The following is a 16647-nucleotide window of genomic DNA, read 5'->3' on the forward strand; positions in this document are numbered from 1 at the left end:
CCAGCTTTTTTAGCTTCTGCCGAAAAGCCGCTCGATATCGCTGAGCTTCAATTCGATATAGGTCGGCCGGCCATGATTGCATTGGCCGGAGCCGGGCGTCACTTCCATTTCGCGCAGCAGCGCGTTCATCTCCTCCGGCCGCAGCCGCCGCCCGGAGCGCACCGATCCGTGGCAGGCCATGGTCGCCGCCACATATTCGAGCTTCGCCGACAGGCCCGACGCCGTGTCCCATTCGGCGATCTCGTCGGCAAGCTGGCGGATCAGGCCATGCGCGTCGACCTCGCCGAGCATGGCCGGCGTCTCCCGCACGGCAATCGCCCCGGGGCCGAAACGCTCGATCGACAGGCCGAGTTCGGAAAGCTCGGCAGCATGCTGCATCAGCCTGTCGCAATCCTCTTCCGGAATGTCGATGATCTCGGGGATGAGCAGCACCTGCGAGGCGAGCCGCTTCGAATGCAGCGCCTTGCGCATCGCCTCGAACACCAGCCGCTCATGCGCGGCATGCTGGTCGACGATGACGAGCCCGTCCTCGGTCTGGGCGACGATGTAATTTGCATGGATCTGCGCCCGCGCTGCGCCGAGCGGATAGCGCGCGGTCGGTTCGGGAGCGGCCGGCTGCGGCGAAAATTGCGGCTCGGCCCGCGCGGTCGGCATCGACAGTCCGTCGAAGGAGGCCTGTGGCCGTTCACTGAGCCCCGTTGTCGGCTGATAGGGCCGCGACGGCGAGGTCTCGGCCGACCATGCCGTCTGCGGCCGCGGCGCGTAGGACTGAAAGCCGGGGCGGAAGGCGCGCAGCATATCGCTCGCCCCCGTCGTTGCCGCCCGGCTGCCGTCTCGCGCGAGCGCCTCGCGGACGGCGCCGACGATCAGGCCGCGCACCAGGCCGGGATCGCGGAAGCGCACGTCGGATTTGGCCGGATGGACGTTGACGTCGACGAGAGCCGGATCGAGCGTGATCGACAGCACCGCTACCGGGTAGCGTCCTGACGGGATCGTCTCGGCATAGGCGCCGCGGATAGCCGAAAGGATGAGCTTGTCCTGCACCGGCCGGCCGTTGACGAAGGCATATTGATGGGCGGAGTTGCCGCGGTTGAAGGTCGGCACGCCGGCAAAGCCGGTGAGCGCGATCTCCTCGCGCACGGCGTCGAGCGCAATGGCGTTGTCGCGGAATTCCTTGCCGAGCACCTGCGCCATGCGCGCCAGGTGATCGTCTCCGGTTGCCGGAAATTCCAGCGTTGCGCGGTCCGAGCCCGACAGCACGAAGCGCACAGCGGGAAAGGCGATCGCCATGCGCTTGACGATTTCGGTAATGGCGCCGGCCTCGGCCTTTTCCGTCTTCAGGAATTTGAGCCGCGCGGGTGTGGCAAAGAACAGGTCGCGCACTTCGACGATCGTGCCGGGATTGGCGGCGGCCGGGCGCATATGCGCGATCTTGCCGGCGATCACGGCGATCTCGTGACCGCCGGCGCTGTCGCGCCTGCGGCTGGCGATGCTGAGCCTTGCGACCGAGCCGATCGAGGGCAGCGCCTCGCCGCGGAAGCCGAGCGTGCGGATATCCTCGAGCGTGTCGGATAATTTCGAGGTGCAGTGGCGCCGGACTGCCAGTTCCAGATCGGCCGCGTCCATGCCCGAGCCGTTGTCGCTGACGCGCAAGAGCGCCTTGCCGCCGCCTGACGTCGCGATCTCGATGCGGGTTGCGCCGGCATCGAGCGCGTTTTCGATCAGTTCCTTGGCAGCGCTCGCCGGCCGTTCGATGACTTCGCCGGCGGCGATCTGATTGATGAGCGTTTCGGAAAGCTGTCTGATGGCCATGGGCTATTTTCGAGGATTCGGGGCTCGGAGGGAAGGGGCTTCGACAGGCTTTCCCAAAGCGTGATCCGGGCGTCTGTCCAAACTTGGGGGTCGATAGAGCAATTCCGTTTTCTTCGAATCACGGAGTTGCTCTATCTCTTTGTTTTCTCGCAATTCCGGACGCAAGAACCGCTGCACACTTTTGCTGGAATTGCTCTATTGTTAAGCCGGTCTTAACATAAAAATGGCATTTCTATTCATATACCTCCGGAAGCCGCGAAATCGAACAGATGTGGGACGCAATGGAATGAGTGCCGGCTTCGAAAAGGCGGACACATCATCGGAAACCGACGGGATTTCCGCCGACGCCGATCTGCAGACGGCGCTTTTCGATGCGGTGTGCGACAGCCTTTCGGCCGCTTTCATCATCTACGACAAGAACGATCATCTGATCTTCGCAAGCCGCCAGACGCTGCAATTCTTCCCGTTGCCGCCTGAGATGCTGAAGCCCGGCACGCGGCTTCGCGATTTCCTCGGCGCGGTCTACGACACCGGCATTCGCCAGCAATACGACGTCAAGCAGCGCGGATCGCTCAGCCGCGAGGACTGGCTGTCGCAGAAAATCGCCTCGCATTGGCGCGAGCGCTTCGAATCCGTCGAGCGCCACGGCGCCGACAGCTGGGTCCGTTTCGCCAAGCGCAGGCTGCCGGGCGGTTACGGCGTCACCATCATTTCCGATATTTCCGAGGACAAGAAGCGCGAAGAGCAATGGCGCTCGGACCTGGAGCGCGTGCAGCTCACCGAGGATATTCTCGACAATCTGCCGTTCCCGCTGTTCGTCAAGGACCGCAACCTCACCTATGTCGCGGTCAACCTTGCCTTCTGCGAGAAATATCAGACGACCGCCGACGAGGTGCTCGGGCGCAAGAGCGCCGATCTTTTTTCCGACGAGATCGCCAAGCGTTTCGAAGAAAGCGACCGTCACGTGCTGGAGACCGGCGAGATGTCGATCTCCCGCCAGCGGCAGATCTCCCGCGACGGCATCGAGCGCGATATCGTCAGCCGCAAGCACCGCATCGGCAAGCCGGGCCGCTATTTCCTGGTATCGACCATGCAGGACCTGCCGCGCGACGGCGCGGATCTCGAGGAGTTCGGTCGCGCATCGGCGATCACCACCTCGAGCAATCAAAGCTACCGCCGGGCCTATGTGCCGATGCCGAGCGCCGTCGAACGCCGCGAGCCGGCGGCGATGGAAGCGATCGTTCCGGAGAATTTCTCCGGCCGCAAGGTCCTCGTCGTCACGGCAGACCTCGCCGCCGAGACCGCCGCTTTGCGCACACTGTCGAAATACGGTTTCGAATCCTGCTCGGTCCGCGGCGAGGACGAGGAGGAGCGGTTCCTGGAAATCGCCACCTCCTCCGGCATCTCGCTCGATCTGCTGATCATCGACAATCAGATGGGCATGCGCTGCCTGGAACTCGCCGAGCAATACGGCATCCCGTCGCTTGTCATGGACGGCTTCCAGATCGCCAACGAGCTCACCTTCCAGATCGCCCGCCATTTCAACCGCAACAGCCGCAACGGCGGCACCGGCGCGGATACGGATTGGGAAATCAGCATTTCCGACGATGTGGTCGGCCTGCAGGTTCTCGTCGCCGAAGACAATGATATCAACCAGATCGTTTTTTCGCAGATCCTGGAAGGCCTCGGTTATCGCCATATGATCGCGGCGACCGGCGACGAGGCCGTGCGCCTCTGGGCCGAACACCGGCCGCAGATCGTGCTGATGGATATTTCCCTACCAGGCTTCAACGGCTTCGAGGCCGCCCGCCTGATCCGGCAGATGGAGGAAGCCGGCAGCGCAACCCGCACCCCGATCATCGGCGTTCTCACCCAGGCCTTCGAAAGAGACCGCGCCGAATGCGTCAAAGCGGGCATGGACGATGTCATCATGAAACCCGTCAGCCCCGACATGCTCGAGGCCGTATTTCAGAAACACCTGATGGATGAGGCCATGCGCGCCGCCGCGGCTGCGGGATCGCGACATACCTGAAAACAAACAGATTTAATCCGGCATACCCGTCAACTCCCCAGATTTAGGGCGCTTCAAGCGACAATGCCCGCTGATTTACTATCGAATTGTTAAGACATGCCGGTCATTCTTTGCATGGCGCGGGAAAGCTCGGGTGGAGAATGAAATCGGCGGAAACAGCTTTCTTGACCGTCGGTCAGAATGAGCTTCAGGCGATGGCCTATACCGATCCGCTGACCGGATTGGGAAATCGCAATCGCCTGCGGGACAAGGTCTTGCAGATCTCCTCCGAACGCGCCAGCGATCCGGCCCCCTTCACCATCGGCATTGCCAATCTCGACAGTTTCAAGCCGATCAACGATCTCTTCGGCTCGACGGCCGGCGATGAAATCCTGTGCCAGGTCGCCCATCGTCTCCGCGCCTGCATTCCGGATGGAGCCTTGGTCACCCGCCATGACGGCGATGAATTCGCCTTCGTGCTGCCGCTGATTTTCGAGCGCGCAAGTGCCGAGAAATTCGGCCAGATGATCCGCGAGGTGCTGTCGGCCCCCTATGATCTCGGCGACCGCAATGTCCGTCTCTCCGCCTCCCTCGGCTTTGCCATCTACCCGTTCGCCGGCGAGGATTGCGAGGAACTGCTGAAGAGTGCGGAAACCGCGCTTTACCGTTCCAAGCGCCGCGGCCGCGGCCAGATCACCGTTTATTCGCGCGAGATCGCCCAGGAAATGAAGCGCGCCACGCAGTTGGAGCAGGCGCTCCGAAACGCCATCATTTCAGACGCGATCGATGTACATTTCCAGCCGATCGTCTCGCTCTCCAACAATCAGGTGGTCGGCTTCGAGGCGCTCGCCCGCTGGAACGATCCCGATCTCGGCTTCGTCTCGCCCGGCGTCTTCGTGCCGCTCGCCGAAGAGCGCGGCTTCATCGATGCGCTGTCGGAGGCGCTGCTGCGCAAGGCCGCCGAAGCCGCCCTTTCCTGGCCGCGCGAACTCTTCCTGTCGTTCAATCTCTCCTCGGCCCAGCTGATGGACCCGGGCACCAGCGGCAGCGTGTTGTCGATCCTCGGCCGAGTCGGCTTCGATCCGCATCGCCTGGAGCTTGAAATCACCGAGACCGCGGTGATGAGCTCGGCCGATACCGCCCACCGCATCATCGCCGATCTGCGCGCCGCCGGGGTGCGCATTTCGCTCGACGATTTCGGCACCGGCCAATCGAGCCTGGGGCGGCTGCGCGACTTCATCTTCGACAAGATCAAGATCGACCGCGCCTTCGTCTCGCGCATCAACTCCGACCGCGCCTCCGAACATATCATCAAGGCGATCCTGACCATGTGCGACGGCCTGGAGCTGGAAGTCGTGGCCGAAGGCATCGAGGATTATGCCGAGGCGGTGAAGCTGCGCACGCTCGGATGCGGCATGGGCCAGGGTTATCACTTCGGCCGTCCGGCGGACGGGATCGCCACACTGCGCTTCCTGCATGAGAATTATTACGATCCGGCCATGGCGGAGCGTGCCAGCGCATAAAACGATGGCGCCCTCCGGGGAGCGCCATCGCCTACGCTGTACTACCGCGCGCGGTTTATTTAGCCGTGGTCGAGCCGGTCGCCGTGGTATCGGTGCCGGTCGCAGCCGGGGCCTTTTCCGCCGACTGCATGGCCAGCGTCTTGAACTCAGGGGCGGCCTTCAGCGATTCAGCCGTTTCGCTCGTCGTCAGCTTGACACTGCCGTCCTGGGTGTTCTGGGCGACGGTGATCTTTTCCATCGGAACGGCGACGTTCTTTTCGCCAATGCCGAGGAAGCCGCCGACGCCGACGATCGCAGCGACGAAGCCGCCGTCCTTCTTGAGGATCAGGTCGTTGACGCTGCCGATGCTTTCATTGTTGCCGTTATAGACCGACTGGCCGATATAGGTGTTGGCGCTGACCTGGTCCGGGGCCTGCTCCGTGATATAGCCGGCCTGAGCCGTATCTGCTGTCGGTGCTGCGGCCGGAGCCTGTGCGGCATCGCCTGCGGGCTTGGTGACGTCAGGGGTGACCGGCGGCTTCGGTGCTGCCGGATCGGCGGGCGCTGCCTGGGTCGGAGCGGCCGGATCTGCCGGTTGCGGAGCCGCCTGCGAAAATGCCGCCGGTGCGAAAGCCGTGGCAAACAGAGCGCCAGCGGCAACGGTCGTCAGAAGTTTGCGTGTCATTTCGAACCTACCTTCATTTCCCTAGAGTGATTTCTGACGCGGCAATGCCTGTTTTAGGTCTCCTTGCCGTGCCGGTTCGAAGAGGAAATGACCGGTGCGCCGATTGGTTCCGGTTGAAAACACGGAAAATTTCTCGATTTTCACGGAACTTTTATCGCAGAACCGCCCCTGAAAGCGAAAAGGCGCCCCGGTTGGAGCGCCTCTGGCCGGCAAAATACAGATGGCTCGGTTTCAGATCACATAGACCGGATCGAACACGCCTTTGACCTCGATGCCGAGTTCCAGCAGCGCGCCGGCACTGGGCTGCGCCGAGCGGGCATCCTCGTCGAGACCTTCCCAGGCGGTGGTCACCGCCAGCCGGTCGGCGTTGACGCCGATGAAGGCGGGGCAGGAGGGCTGGACGGCGGGAACCTTGTAGCGCGAGATGCGCAGGCCATCGGGATTGTAACGGTCGACGACACCCGCACCCCAGCGCGAATTCCAGATATAACCGTCGGCATCGACCACAGAGCCATCGATGTCGCCGGGTTCGTTGGCGCTGTCGACCAGCACGATCGGTTCGCCCGCGGGCAGGCCTGTCTGCGGATCGACCATGACGCGCATCAGCCGGTTGAGGCGGGAGTCGGTATAATAGCCGATCGTGCCATCGGGCGAAAAGCAGATCGAATTCGGGATGCTGATGCCGTTGAAGATCTTCGTCACCTTGCCGCCGGCGACATGATAGATGGCGCCGGCCTGGTTTTCCGCGCGTTTGCTCATCGTGCCGATCCAGAGCGCACCGGATGGATGGGTGCGGCCGTCGTTCGAACGGTTTTCCGGCCGGTCGTTTTCGAGCGCGGCGTAGAAGGTGAGCTGGCCGCTTGCCACGTCGCGGACGAAAAGCCCTTCTTCCGTCGCGATCAGCTGCCGCCCGGCGTCGATACGGGCAAGCACGCTCGCCATGGCAGGCAGCGAATGCACCTTTTTCGCGTTGGTCGAAAGATTGAGCTCGTGCAGTTCCTTGCCGAGGATGTTGAACCACCAGACAGTATTGCTGTCCGGATCATAGGTCGGGCCTTCGCCGAGAACGGAGTTGGTGTTGCAAAGGGTTTTGCCCTCGAACTCATAAATGTCGGTCATACGCTCACGCTCCAATGGCTGCATCATAGGCGTAAATGGTCGCCTTGGCGCGCTCGGCAACCTCCGACGCGGTCATTCCCGGCTTGTAGAGGCTGGTGCCGAGGCCGAAGGCGAAGATGCCGGCTTTGGTGTAATCGCCGAAATTCTTGTCCGATACGCCGCCGACGGCGGCAATCGTCAGCTCCGGCGGCAGGATGGCCCGGATCGCCGTGATGCCGGAAGGGCCGAGAACGCTCGCCGGAAAAAACTTAAGACCGGTGGCGCCGGCGCGCGCCGCTGCCAGCGCCTCGGTGGGCGTGAAGACGCCGGGCATCGTCACCATGCCGTACTGACGCGCCCGGATGATCACCTCGGGCTCGACATTTGGGGTGACGAGCAGCTTGCCGCCGGCCGCGTTCAGGCTGTCGACCGCCTCGACCGTCAGCACCGTGCCGGCGCCGATCAGCACCTCGGCCGGCGCCAACTTGGCGGCGATCTCGATGGATTTGAACGGTTCCGGCGAATTGAGCGGGATCTCGATCGCCGTCAGGCCATTGTCGATCAGGGCGCCGACGATGCTCTCGGTCTCGTCGGGCCGGATGCCGCGAAGGATGGCGATCAGCGGGCGCTTCATCTCGGGGAAGGGGATACGGTTCATCGTGTCGGCTTTCTCAATTCGGCCAGAGGGTCTCGGCGGCGGCCGAAAGCCCGCGGCGCACGGCGGCGTCCGCATCGATGGCGGTGAAGGGAAGGGAGAGAGTTCTGAAGGCCTGTTCGTAGAGTCCCTGCAGGCGCCCGGAAGCGACGAGGGTAATGTCTGAGTTGGCTGCATCCTGCAGCGCCCCGGCGATTTCGAGGCCGATCAGCGTGCCGGAAATCCGGGCTTGCGCCGATGCGGCCGAGATCCCGTGCAGAAGCTGGCCCGAGCGGGCGGCAAACAGCAGGTTGGAGGCAAGCGCCGGCCGCGCGAAAGCCGCCGATACCGCCGCCTCGAAGGCGGCTGCGTCTGCCGGCTGTTCTGCCGCGCCGGCAACGGCATGCGACAGGATGGTGTGCTTGCTGATGACGTCGAAAAGTTCGCCGGTCATGAAGGTCGAAAAGCCGGTGACCTTGTTGTCTCTGACATGCACCCATTTCGAATGGGTGCCGGGCATGCAGACCGCTTGCGCCCCCGAACCTGCGGTGCCGAGCGCGCCGAGAAGCTGGGTCTCCTCGCCGCGCATGACGTCGGGTGTGGCGATGTCCCGCTGGGCAAGGCCGGGCAGGATGCGGATGTCGCGGCTTTCGGCCGGCACCGAGACGGCGCCGGTGAGGATCGAGGCGAGCGGCGCCGGCACGTCGATATAACCGGCCTCGACCCAGCCCTGCCGCGCGCCGGCCATGCCGCAGACGATCACCGGCAGATTATCCGGCGCCTCGACGGCAGCGAGGTGGCTGGCAAGCACTTGGGAAAAGCCGGTCTTTGCCGCACTCGTCATGCCTTCGCCGCTGCGGCGTTCGGCCAGGATGCTGCTGTCTTTTCCGATCAGCCAGAGCCGGAAACTGCTGGTGCCCCAGTCCATCGCGATATAAGCGGGATTAGCCATTACAGAATGCCTCCATCGACAATCAGGGACTGGGCGGTCATCGCGGCCGCGCAGTCGGATGCAAGAAACAGGCAGGGGCCGACGATCGCGCCGGGCGTGAGGGCGGTTTTCAGGCACTGGTCCTCGACCGAGCGCGCAATGCTCTCCTCGGTCAGCCAGAGCTGCATCTGCCGTTCGGTGACGACCATGCCGGGCAGGATGCAGTTGACCCGTATGTTGTCCTGCCCGAGCTTGCCCGCCATGCTCTTCGTCAGCCCGACGACCGCAGCCTTGGCCGCCGCATAGGAGGGAAAACCGCCCATGTTCAGCTTGTAGGCGATCGACGACATGTTGATGATCGCCCCGCCGCCGGCCGCCCGCATCGAGGGGGCTGCCGCCTGCGAGGCAAAGAACACATGCCGCAGGTTGACCGCCTGGTTGTTGTCCCAATAGGCCTCGGTCACCGCGTCGAATTCATGGCGGTCGTCCCAGGCGGCATTGTTGACCAGCACCCGGATCGGCCCGGAATTCGCAACGACGGTATCGACCGTGCGCCGGATCGCCTCGATGTCGCGCAGGTCGGCATGGTGGAAGGAGACCGGATGCGCCGTCTCCCGCGACAGGTTTTCGGCGAGCGCGCGGCCCGCGGCCTCGGCGATATCGATGAAGGAGACCTTGGCGCCCTGGCGCGCGAAACCTTCGACGATCGCAGCGCCGATGCCCGATCCGCCGCCGGTCACCAGCACGGTTCGGTCTTTGAGTTCGGGAAATTGTGCTGCCGGCATTATGGTCATCGTGACCTCGTTATTCCATTATTTGGAACTTAATTTGACTATATGGAATTATCCAATTATGCTGGCCTTTCTGTCAAGGTGGATGGGGCGATGAATTCAAACGGCGACGGCATGGCGCAGGCACGCGAGACCGGCACGCTCGGCAAACTCATGGTTCTGCTCGACCTCGTCACCCATGCGGACGGCCCGCTGCGTTTCACCGATATCCTGGCCCTTGCCGGCCAACCGCGCGGCACATTGCACCGCCATCTGAGCCACCTGGTGGAGGAGGGGCTGCTCGAGTTGGACGGCGACGGCCGTTATGCGCCGGGCCTGCGCCTGCTCGATTTCGCCGCGCGCAGCTGGGCGCGCAACGAATTTCGCCTGATTGCCGAACCGCACCTCGCCGATCTGCAGCAGGCGACCGGCGAGACGGTGCATCTCGGCGTTCTCAGGGGCCAGTCGATCATCTATCTCGACAAGGTCGACGGCCGTCAGCCGGTACGCATGTATTCGCAGATCGGCAATGCCTCGCCCTGCTACTGTACCGGCGTCGGCAAGGCCGCCCTTTCGCTGCTTCCGGCCGATCGCCTTGCCGATCTCCTCGCCGGTCTGAGTTTCACCCGCTTTACCGCCTCGACCCATGTCTCGGCCGAAACGCTGCTTGCCGAAATCCGCGAAATCGCCGTTGAGGGGTATGCCTTCGACCGCGAGGAGCACGAGGCCGGGATCCGCTGCGTGGCCGCGCCCGTCTGGTCGGAGGATCGGACTTTCATCGGCGGCATTTCGATCACCGGCCCGGCCTATCGCCTGTCGATGGAACTTCTGCGCCAATGGGCCGTTCCGGTTCAGCGGGCAGCTGGGCAGATCATGGAAGGCATGCGCATCCGCCTCGGCCCGCGCCGCTGATGGAAAATTGGCTCTCGGCCCTTGCCGAACGCGATTCGGAGAGCATGCTTATGATGAGGGCGATATTGAGATTTGCCGGCGAATCACGACAACTGTAAATAGTCCTCGAAATCGACAACCACTCACCGGCCGAATGCTGCACGCCGAGGCCGGCTCCATTTGATCCGATCAGCGATCGTCATTCCCCGATGCAATCGAACCGGCCGCTGTGCTGAAGATGAAGAAATGTGATGGCACCCTTGTCGCAAACATCCCCGGAAGAAGATGATTATCTCAAGGAGATAGCGGGTCTGAAGACCCAGTTCGATATTTTCCGTTTCCTGAAACGCGTGACGGAAGCCTATCGCAGCCGTGCCTTCATGGTTCTCAATCTGCCGCCGATCACCTCCCTGGATATCCAGGGCAGCACCGTCATCACCAGCTGGCCGGCCGAGCTTCTGGCGCTTTACGACCAGGAGGGACTGCTGGTGAACAGCCCGGTTCTCCGGCGGCTCAGAACATCGGCGCGGCCCTTCTCCTACGACATGTCGCGGGACAACTGGTCTCGGGACGACGGTAAGTCGGTCCTCGTCACCGCGCTGTTCGAACGTTTCAGGATGATGCGCGGCGCCTATTTTCCGACGCATGAACCATCCGGCCTGCGCGGCGCCGTGTCTTTCTCCGGCGACCGCGAACCCTTCAGCCCGGCGGAGATGCGTGAGCTTTGCTATATCGCCGTCCATGTCTATGACCGGCTCGCCGAAATCCGCAATCTCGATGCGCGCATCACCGACACACTGACCGACCGCGAGATCGATTGCCTCAACTGGACGGCGGCCGGCAAGACCAGCGCGGAAATTGCCGAAATCCTCACGCTGTCCGAGCACACGGTCAATCATTACCTCAACCGCGCCACCAAGAAGCTGGATACGGTGAACCGCACCCAGGCGGTCGCCAAGGCGCTGCGGATCGGCCTGATCAAATAAGGTGCAGAAAGCCGCGGCGGGCTTTCGCCGGGCGCCCAGCGCTTGGGCAGATCCTTGTCGTTGGGGCCGTTCTGAGGCCGCCATTGCAGAATTTCCGTCGATTTTCGGTCTGGCACGCTTTCTGCTTCTCTTTTGACAGAGGCCCAGAGGGGACTTGACCAGCGCCAGGAAATGGCGCGGCCGGCACACCGCCGTCCGACGCCGAAGCCGCTTTCTTGCAGGCCTTCGGCGTCGGCGGCAGTTGTTGCGTTTTGGCACCGCTCGGTTTGCAGCTGCCGGCGGTTTGGCCTTTCCCGGTCATTTTTCGCTGGCCTTTTTGTCGGCTTGCTCTAGTTCGCCCGCATTGCGCCGGTTCTCGGGGAGACCGTTGCGGCCATCAGGGCGAAAGCCCGGCGGACTTGATGGCCGCAACGGATTGCCGATCCTCCCCGCCGCTTTCTGCAAGCCGGCAAATCGATTTTCACGGCGATGATTTCGTTTGGCGAAGGCGTCCGCCTCCACTATCTCTACTGCAGGATTTCAGCCTTGATCGGAATCGATGAGGGCTGAAATCATATGGCAATTAAAGTGCTGCCGCGTCCTTTGCGTCTCTTGAACACGCGTGGGCGCCGTAGTCTGCGACAGATGCAGTGAGGGTGGAATGACCGACGTCACCAAGGAACAGGTTCTCGAAACGCTGAAAACCGTGCGTGGACCGGATCTCGAGCGCGATATCGTCGAGCTCGGCATGGTTTCCGACGTCTTCATCTCCGACGGCAAGGTTTATTTCTCCATTACCGTTCCGGCCGATCGCGCCAAGGAGCTGGAGCCGATGCGGCTCGCCGCCGAGCGCGTCGTCAAGGCGATGCCAGGCGTCAAGGGCGCGCTCGTCGCACTGACCGCGGACAAGAAGGCGGCGGCCGCTGCTCCCGCTGCCCGCCCGGTGGCGAACCCGCCGCACGGCCATGCCGGCCACGATCACGCGGCTCATGATCATGGAGCCCATGGTCACGGGGCGCATGCACACGCGCCGCAGCAACAGCCGCCGCGGACAGGCAGGATCGGTGTTCCCGGCATCGGCGCCATCATCGCCGTCGCTTCGGGCAAGGGTGGGGTCGGCAAGTCGACCACCGCCGTCAACCTGGCGCTCGGGCTGCTTGCCAACGGCCTGCGCGTCGGCATTCTCGACGCCGATATTTACGGCCCCTCGATGCCGCGGCTGTTGAAGATATCCGGCCGTCCGACGCAGATCGACGGCCGGATCATCAATCCGATGGAGAATTACGGCCTCAAGGTCATGTCGATGGGCTTCCTCGTCGACGAGGAGACGGCGATGATCTGGCGCGGGCCGATGGTCCAGTCGGCCCTGCTGCAGATGCTGCGCGAAGTCGCCTGGGGTGAACTCGACGTGCTCGTCGTCGACATGCCGCCCGGCACCGGCGACGCGCAGCTGACCATGGCCCAGCAGGTGCCGCTTGCCGGCGCCGTCATCGTCTCGACGCCGCAGGATCTTGCGCTGATCGATGCCCGCAAGGGCCTCAACATGTTCCGCAAGGTCGAAGTGCCAGTGCTCGGCATCGTCGAGAATATGAGCTATTTCATCGCGCCGGATACCGGCACCCGCTACGACATCTTCGGCCATGGCGGCGCCCGCAAGGAGGCCGAGCGCATCGGCGTGCCCTTCCTCGGCGAAGTGCCGCTGACGATGAACATCCGCGAAACCTCCGACGCCGGCACGCCGCTCGTCGCCTCCGAGCCGAACGGCGTCGTCGCCGGCATCTATCGCGGCATCGCCGCCAAGGTCTGGGAGCAGATCGGCGGCCAGCCGCAGCGCGCTGCCCCGGCGATCGTCTTTGAATAATGCATGTCGCCCGGAAGTGTTTAGCGGTTCCGGGATAACGACATGCATAAGAAAGAACGCATGCCGCCCGGAAGTGTGCAGCGGTTCCGGGATAACGACAGGCATTAAACGTGCCAGCCTGCGAATCACCGCGGCGGATACCCCAAATTGTGGGGGAAACGTGGTGAAAAGCCGCGCCTCACGGAAGATGTCTTGATTATTTCACGGCTTTGCTTCATATGCCGCGGCGCCATGATGGCATTTGCTGCAGTTGCTCAATGACGGTCGTCTTCGTGTGGAAGATTTCGGCTCGCCTGCAAGTTCGGAGTTGTCTTGTCGATCGAAGGATTGGTCGCTGCGATGCGGTGGAGCACGATGCGCATGCCGGCCTTTGAGGTTGGATGCGGCCGGAGTTGTATGAACTTTTTTGATCCGCTTCGGTTTGGACTTGGAACGAGCGACCCTCGCGGCGCCGCGCTGGCGGCCGCATGGAAAGGCTGCCGGTGATCACCGCCTACTGTTCCGATTGCAAGTCGGTCGAGATTCGCGACCTGTCGCATCCCGCATCCTTTCCAGGGGATGCGGTGTGGATCGACATGATCGAACCGACCCGCGACGAGGAGCTCTATGTCGAGAAGGTTCTCGGCATCGAAGTTCCGACCCGTGACGACCTCAAGGATATCGAGCCTTCCGCCCGTCTCTATGTCGAAAACGACGCTGTCTTCATGACTGCATCGCTTCTGTGGAAGGCCGATACCGACGCGCCGACGCTGACGGACGTCGCCTTCATCCTGGCCGGAAACCGGCTGGTCACCATCCGCTACGCCCATCCCAAGTCCTTTGCGCTGTTCATTGCCGCCCTTCACCGGCTGCCGGAAAGCTGGCGCAGCGGCGCTGCCCTTCTTGCCAAGCTGTTGGAAACGATCGTCGACCGCACCGCCGAGCTCCTCGAAATCTCCGTCTCGCGCATCGACATCCTGTCGATGCATGTCTTCGGCGACCGGGCAAAGAAGGTGCGCAAACCTTCGAACTATCTCGAGGAGAAACTGCGGGATATTGCCGGCCATCACCGGATGATCAGCAAGCTGCGCGACAGTCTCGGTTCGCTTTCCCGCCTGCTGACCTTCTTTCACACGACCCCGGCGATCCAGCAGGACCGTGAGGCGAAGGATCTCTGCCGCACCGTCTCGCGCGATATCCAGTCGCTGTCGGAACATGCCGCCTTCGTCGCCGGAAACATCACATTCCTGCTCGACGCTTCGCTCGGTCTGATCAACATCGAGCAGAACTCGATCATCAAGATTTTCTCGATCGCCTCGGTGGTGTTCCTGCCGCCGACACTGGTCGCCTCCATCTATGGTATGAATTTTCAGGTCATGCCGGAGCTGGCCTGGGCCGCGGGTTATCCCTATTCGCTGGCCCTGATGGTGATCTCAGCCGTCATCCCCTTTTTCTTTTTCCGCTGGAAAGGCTGGCTCTGAGGAGCCTGTTGCAACTTCATGTCCGCAGAAAGCCATCCGAACGAATCCCAGATGACGCCGAAAAAGCTGTTCTATCTGACGCTGGGCTCCATCGGCGTCGTTTACGGCGATATCGGTACCAGCCCGCTCTATGCCTTTCGCGAGGCGTTGAAGCCGGTGGCTCATGACGGCCTCACCCGTTTCGAGGTCATCAGCCTGATCTCGCTGATGATCTGGGCGCTGACGATCATCGTCACCATCAAATATGTGCTCTTCCTGCTGCGCGCCGACAACGAAGGCGAGGGCGGCACGCTGTCGCTGCTTGCTCTTCTGATGAAGACCGCCAACGGCCATACCGCCATCCTGATGCTGCTCGGCCTCTTGGGAGCTGCGCTTTTCCTCGGCGATGCGATGATCACGCCGGCGCTGTCGGTGCTGTCGGCCGTCGAAGGCCTGAAGCTCGTCACGCCCAGGCTCTCGGAATATATCGTGCCGATCTCGGTGGTGATCCTGGCGCTGCTTTTCGTCGTGCAATCGCGCGGCACCGGCGCCGTCGCCAAATTTTTCGGCCCGATCACCGCCGTCTGGTTCCTCGTCATGGCTGCCGCCGGCATTTCGCATATTTCGGACGATTTCGGCATTCTCGCCGCCTTCAATCCCTATTATGCCGTCAGCTTCCTGCTGCATGAGGGCTTCTATGGTGTCGTCGTGCTCGGCGCCGTCTTCCTGACGGTGACGGGTGCCGAGGCGCTTTATGCCGATCTCGGCCATTTCGGCCGCCGCCCGATCCAGTGGGCGTGGTTCCTGCTGGTCTTTCCGTCGCTGACGCTGAACTATCTCGGGCAGGGCGCACTCGTGCTCGGCAAGCCAGAGACGATGTCGGATCCCTTTTACCTGATGTATCCGCAATGGGCGCTGCTGCCGGTCGTCATCCTGGCGACCGCGGCGACGATCATCGCCAGCCAGGCGGTCATAACAGGCGCTTTCTCGATGGTGCGCCAGGGCATCAACCTCGGCTTCCTGCCGCGCATGGAAATCCTCTTCACCTCGGAAACCAATACCGGGCAGATCTTCGTGCCCTCGGTCAATGCCGTGCTGTTCATCGGCGTCATCTTCCTGGTCCTGAGTTTCAAGACCTCGGACGCCCTGGCGACCGCCTATGGCATTTCCGTCACCGGCGCCATGGTCGTCACCTCGATCATGGCTTTCGAATTCGTTCGCGCCCGCTGGAACTGGTCGCTGCCGGTTGCTGTGATCGCGCTCGCACCGCTCGTCATGCTCGAATTGATCTTCCTCGGCGCCAACCTTCTGAAGATCCACGACGGCGGCTATATCCCGATCATGATCGCCACGGCCTTTACCGTCATCATGTGGACCTGGCGTCGCGGCACCGCGATCCTGATGGAAAAGACCCGCCACACCGATATTCCGCTCGCCTCCTTCGTCAGCTCGATCGAACGCAAGAGCGAACATTCGCCGGCCCAGGTTCCGGGCACCGCGATCTTCCTGACCAGCGATCCGGAATCTGCACCCGCCGCCCTGCTGCACAATCTCAAGCACAATCACGTGCTGCACGACCGCAACGTCATCCTGACGATCCGCACCGTCAACAAGCCGCGCGTGCCGAGCCAGGACCGCTACAAGGTCGAGCAGATTTCCGAGCGTTTCTCCCGCGTCGAACTGCTGTTCGGCTTCATGGAATCGCAAAACGTCTCACAGGCGCTCGCGACGCTGCGCAAGACCGGACTGAAGTTCGACATCATGTCGACCTCCTTCTATCTCGGCCGCCGCAAGCTGGTGCCGGACGCCAAGTCGGGCATGCCCTACTGGCAGGACCGGCTCTACATCGCACTCGCCAACGCCGCCGCCAACCCCTCGGACTACTTCCGCCTGCCGGCCAACCGCGTGGTGGAACTGGGGTCGCACGTCATTATTTGATGTAGAGCGCTGAAGACCCCGCCCCAAACCCCTCCCCACAAGGGGGAGGGGCTTAACCTGTTGCGCCGGCTTTCCAGATCTTTGACGTTCGGGAGGAACGAGGGGCAACC

The 16647-nt window shown here is 62.7% G+C and carries 14 protein-coding genes; 7 read left to right on the forward strand and 7 right to left on the reverse strand.

From position 1 onward, the window contains the following. Positions 1 to 9: 9 nt before the first annotated feature. Positions 10 to 1812 carry a DNA mismatch repair endonuclease MutL gene (gene mutL / locus GGD57_RS20575; protein WP_184472134.1) on the reverse strand — a complete coding sequence of 601 codons (1803 nt, stop codon included), beginning with the start codon at positions 1810 to 1812 and terminating at the stop codon, positions 10 to 12. A 286-nt stretch (positions 1813 to 2098) separates the two neighbouring features. Here mutL and GGD57_RS20580 point away from each other — a divergent pair, with 286 nt between their 5' ends. Then, positions 2099 to 3844: a response regulator gene (locus GGD57_RS20580; RefSeq protein ID WP_184472135.1), complete on the forward strand. Its 1746-nt coding sequence runs from the start codon at positions 2099 to 2101 to the stop codon at positions 3842 to 3844. A gap of 140 nt (positions 3845 to 3984) precedes the next feature. Then, positions 3985 to 5346: a putative bifunctional diguanylate cyclase/phosphodiesterase gene (locus GGD57_RS20585; RefSeq protein ID WP_085736386.1), complete on the forward strand. Its 1362-nt coding sequence runs from the start codon at positions 3985 to 3987 to the stop codon at positions 5344 to 5346. Positions 5347 to 5401: 55 nt separating this feature from the next. Here the strand turns inward: GGD57_RS20585 and GGD57_RS20590 are convergent, their stop codons facing one another. The 5 genes from GGD57_RS20590 to GGD57_RS20610 all read right to left on the reverse strand — a co-directional run bounded on the left by GGD57_RS20590 (position 5402) and on the right by GGD57_RS20610 (position 9458). Beyond that, positions 5402 to 6010 (reverse strand): PRC-barrel domain-containing protein, encoded by a 609-nt coding sequence (locus GGD57_RS20590; RefSeq protein ID WP_184472136.1) that lies wholly within the window; start codon positions 6008 to 6010, stop codon positions 5402 to 5404. A 231-nt stretch (positions 6011 to 6241) separates the two neighbouring features. Beyond that, positions 6242 to 7129 (reverse strand): SMP-30/gluconolactonase/LRE family protein, encoded by an 888-nt coding sequence (locus GGD57_RS20595; protein WP_184472137.1) that lies wholly within the window; start codon positions 7127 to 7129, stop codon positions 6242 to 6244. A 4-nt stretch (positions 7130 to 7133) separates the two neighbouring features. Beyond that, positions 7134 to 7766, reverse strand: a complete 633-nt coding sequence (locus tag GGD57_RS20600) for a 2-dehydro-3-deoxy-6-phosphogalactonate aldolase (RefSeq protein WP_085736389.1) — start codon at positions 7764 to 7766, stop codon at positions 7134 to 7136. Between the two features lie 13 nt (positions 7767 to 7779). After that, positions 7780 to 8694: a 2-dehydro-3-deoxygalactonokinase gene (locus GGD57_RS20605; RefSeq protein ID WP_184472138.1), complete on the reverse strand. Its 915-nt coding sequence runs from the start codon at positions 8692 to 8694 to the stop codon at positions 7780 to 7782. Next, positions 8694 to 9458 (reverse strand): SDR family NAD(P)-dependent oxidoreductase, encoded by a 765-nt coding sequence (locus GGD57_RS20610; protein ID WP_184472231.1) that lies wholly within the window; start codon positions 9456 to 9458, stop codon positions 8694 to 8696. Before GGD57_RS20610 ends, GGD57_RS20605 begins: the two co-directional genes overlap by 1 nt. 99 nt (positions 9459 to 9557) lie before the next feature. On the opposite strand from GGD57_RS20610, the gene GGD57_RS20615 reads away from it, so the two are divergent. After that, positions 9558 to 10355, forward strand: a complete 798-nt coding sequence (locus GGD57_RS20615; RefSeq protein WP_184472139.1) for an IclR family transcriptional regulator — start codon at positions 9558 to 9560, stop codon at positions 10353 to 10355. Positions 10356 to 10585: 230 nt separating this feature from the next. Next, positions 10586 to 11320, forward strand: coding sequence for a LuxR family transcriptional regulator (locus tag GGD57_RS20620; protein ID WP_184472140.1), 735 nt, complete (start codon positions 10586 to 10588; stop codon positions 11318 to 11320). A gap of 297 nt (positions 11321 to 11617) precedes the next feature. On the opposite strand, the gene GGD57_RS20625 is transcribed toward GGD57_RS20620, so the two are convergent. After that, positions 11618 to 11821 (reverse strand): hypothetical protein, encoded by a 204-nt coding sequence (locus GGD57_RS20625; RefSeq protein WP_184472141.1) that lies wholly within the window; start codon positions 11819 to 11821, stop codon positions 11618 to 11620. Positions 11822 to 11960: 139 nt separating this feature from the next. On the opposite strand from GGD57_RS20625, the gene GGD57_RS20630 reads away from it, so the two are divergent. The 3 genes from GGD57_RS20630 (at position 11961) to GGD57_RS20640 (ending at position 16537) form a co-directional block, all read left to right on the forward strand. Next, complete coding sequence (locus GGD57_RS20630; protein WP_184472142.1) at positions 11961 to 13160, forward strand: Mrp/NBP35 family ATP-binding protein; 1200 nt, start codon at positions 11961 to 11963, stop codon at positions 13158 to 13160. 482 nt (positions 13161 to 13642) lie between these two features. Beyond that, positions 13643 to 14620 carry a magnesium transporter CorA family protein gene (locus GGD57_RS20635; protein WP_348645991.1) on the forward strand — a complete coding sequence of 326 codons (978 nt, stop codon included), beginning with the start codon at positions 13643 to 13645 and terminating at the stop codon, positions 14618 to 14620. An 18-nt stretch (positions 14621 to 14638) separates the two neighbouring features. Then, positions 14639 to 16537, forward strand: a complete 1899-nt coding sequence (locus tag GGD57_RS20640; RefSeq protein WP_184472144.1) for a potassium transporter Kup — start codon at positions 14639 to 14641, stop codon at positions 16535 to 16537. Positions 16538 to 16647: the final 110 nt, after the last annotated feature.

Origin of the sequence: Rhizobium esperanzae (assembly GCF_014197615.1) — a bacterium.
Taxonomy (GTDB): Bacteria; Pseudomonadota; Alphaproteobacteria; order Rhizobiales; family Rhizobiaceae; genus Rhizobium; species Rhizobium esperanzae_A.

Excerpts from the sequence above, each read along its gene's own strand:
- mutL (WP_184472134.1), bottom strand. The coding sequence starts at position 1,812 with ATGGCCATCAGACAGCTTTCCGAAACGCTCATCAATCAGATCGCCGCC.
- GGD57_RS20580 (WP_184472135.1), top strand. The coding sequence starts at position 2,099 with ATGAGTGCCGGCTTCGAAAAGGCGGACACATCATCGGAAACCGACGGG.
- GGD57_RS20585 (WP_085736386.1), top strand. The coding sequence starts at position 3,985 with ATGAAATCGGCGGAAACAGCTTTCTTGACCGTCGGTCAGAATGAGCTT.
- GGD57_RS20590 (WP_184472136.1), bottom strand. The coding sequence starts at position 6,010 with ATGACACGCAAACTTCTGACGACCGTTGCCGCTGGCGCTCTGTTTGCC.
- GGD57_RS20595 (WP_184472137.1), bottom strand. The coding sequence starts at position 7,129 with ATGACCGACATTTATGAGTTCGAGGGCAAAACCCTTTGCAACACCAAC.
- GGD57_RS20600 (WP_085736389.1), bottom strand. The coding sequence starts at position 7,766 with ATGAACCGTATCCCCTTCCCCGAGATGAAGCGCCCGCTGATCGCCATC.
- GGD57_RS20605 (WP_184472138.1), bottom strand. The coding sequence starts at position 8,694 with ATGGCTAATCCCGCTTATATCGCGATGGACTGGGGCACCAGCAGTTTC.
- GGD57_RS20610 (WP_184472231.1), bottom strand. The coding sequence starts at position 9,458 with ATGCCGGCAGCACAATTTCCCGAACTCAAAGACCGAACCGTGCTGGTG.
- GGD57_RS20615 (WP_184472139.1), top strand. The coding sequence starts at position 9,558 with ATGAATTCAAACGGCGACGGCATGGCGCAGGCACGCGAGACCGGCACG.
- GGD57_RS20620 (WP_184472140.1), top strand. The coding sequence starts at position 10,586 with ATGGCACCCTTGTCGCAAACATCCCCGGAAGAAGATGATTATCTCAAG.
- GGD57_RS20630 (WP_184472142.1), top strand. The coding sequence starts at position 11,961 with ATGACCGACGTCACCAAGGAACAGGTTCTCGAAACGCTGAAAACCGTG.
- GGD57_RS20640 (WP_184472144.1), top strand. The coding sequence starts at position 14,639 with ATGTCCGCAGAAAGCCATCCGAACGAATCCCAGATGACGCCGAAAAAG.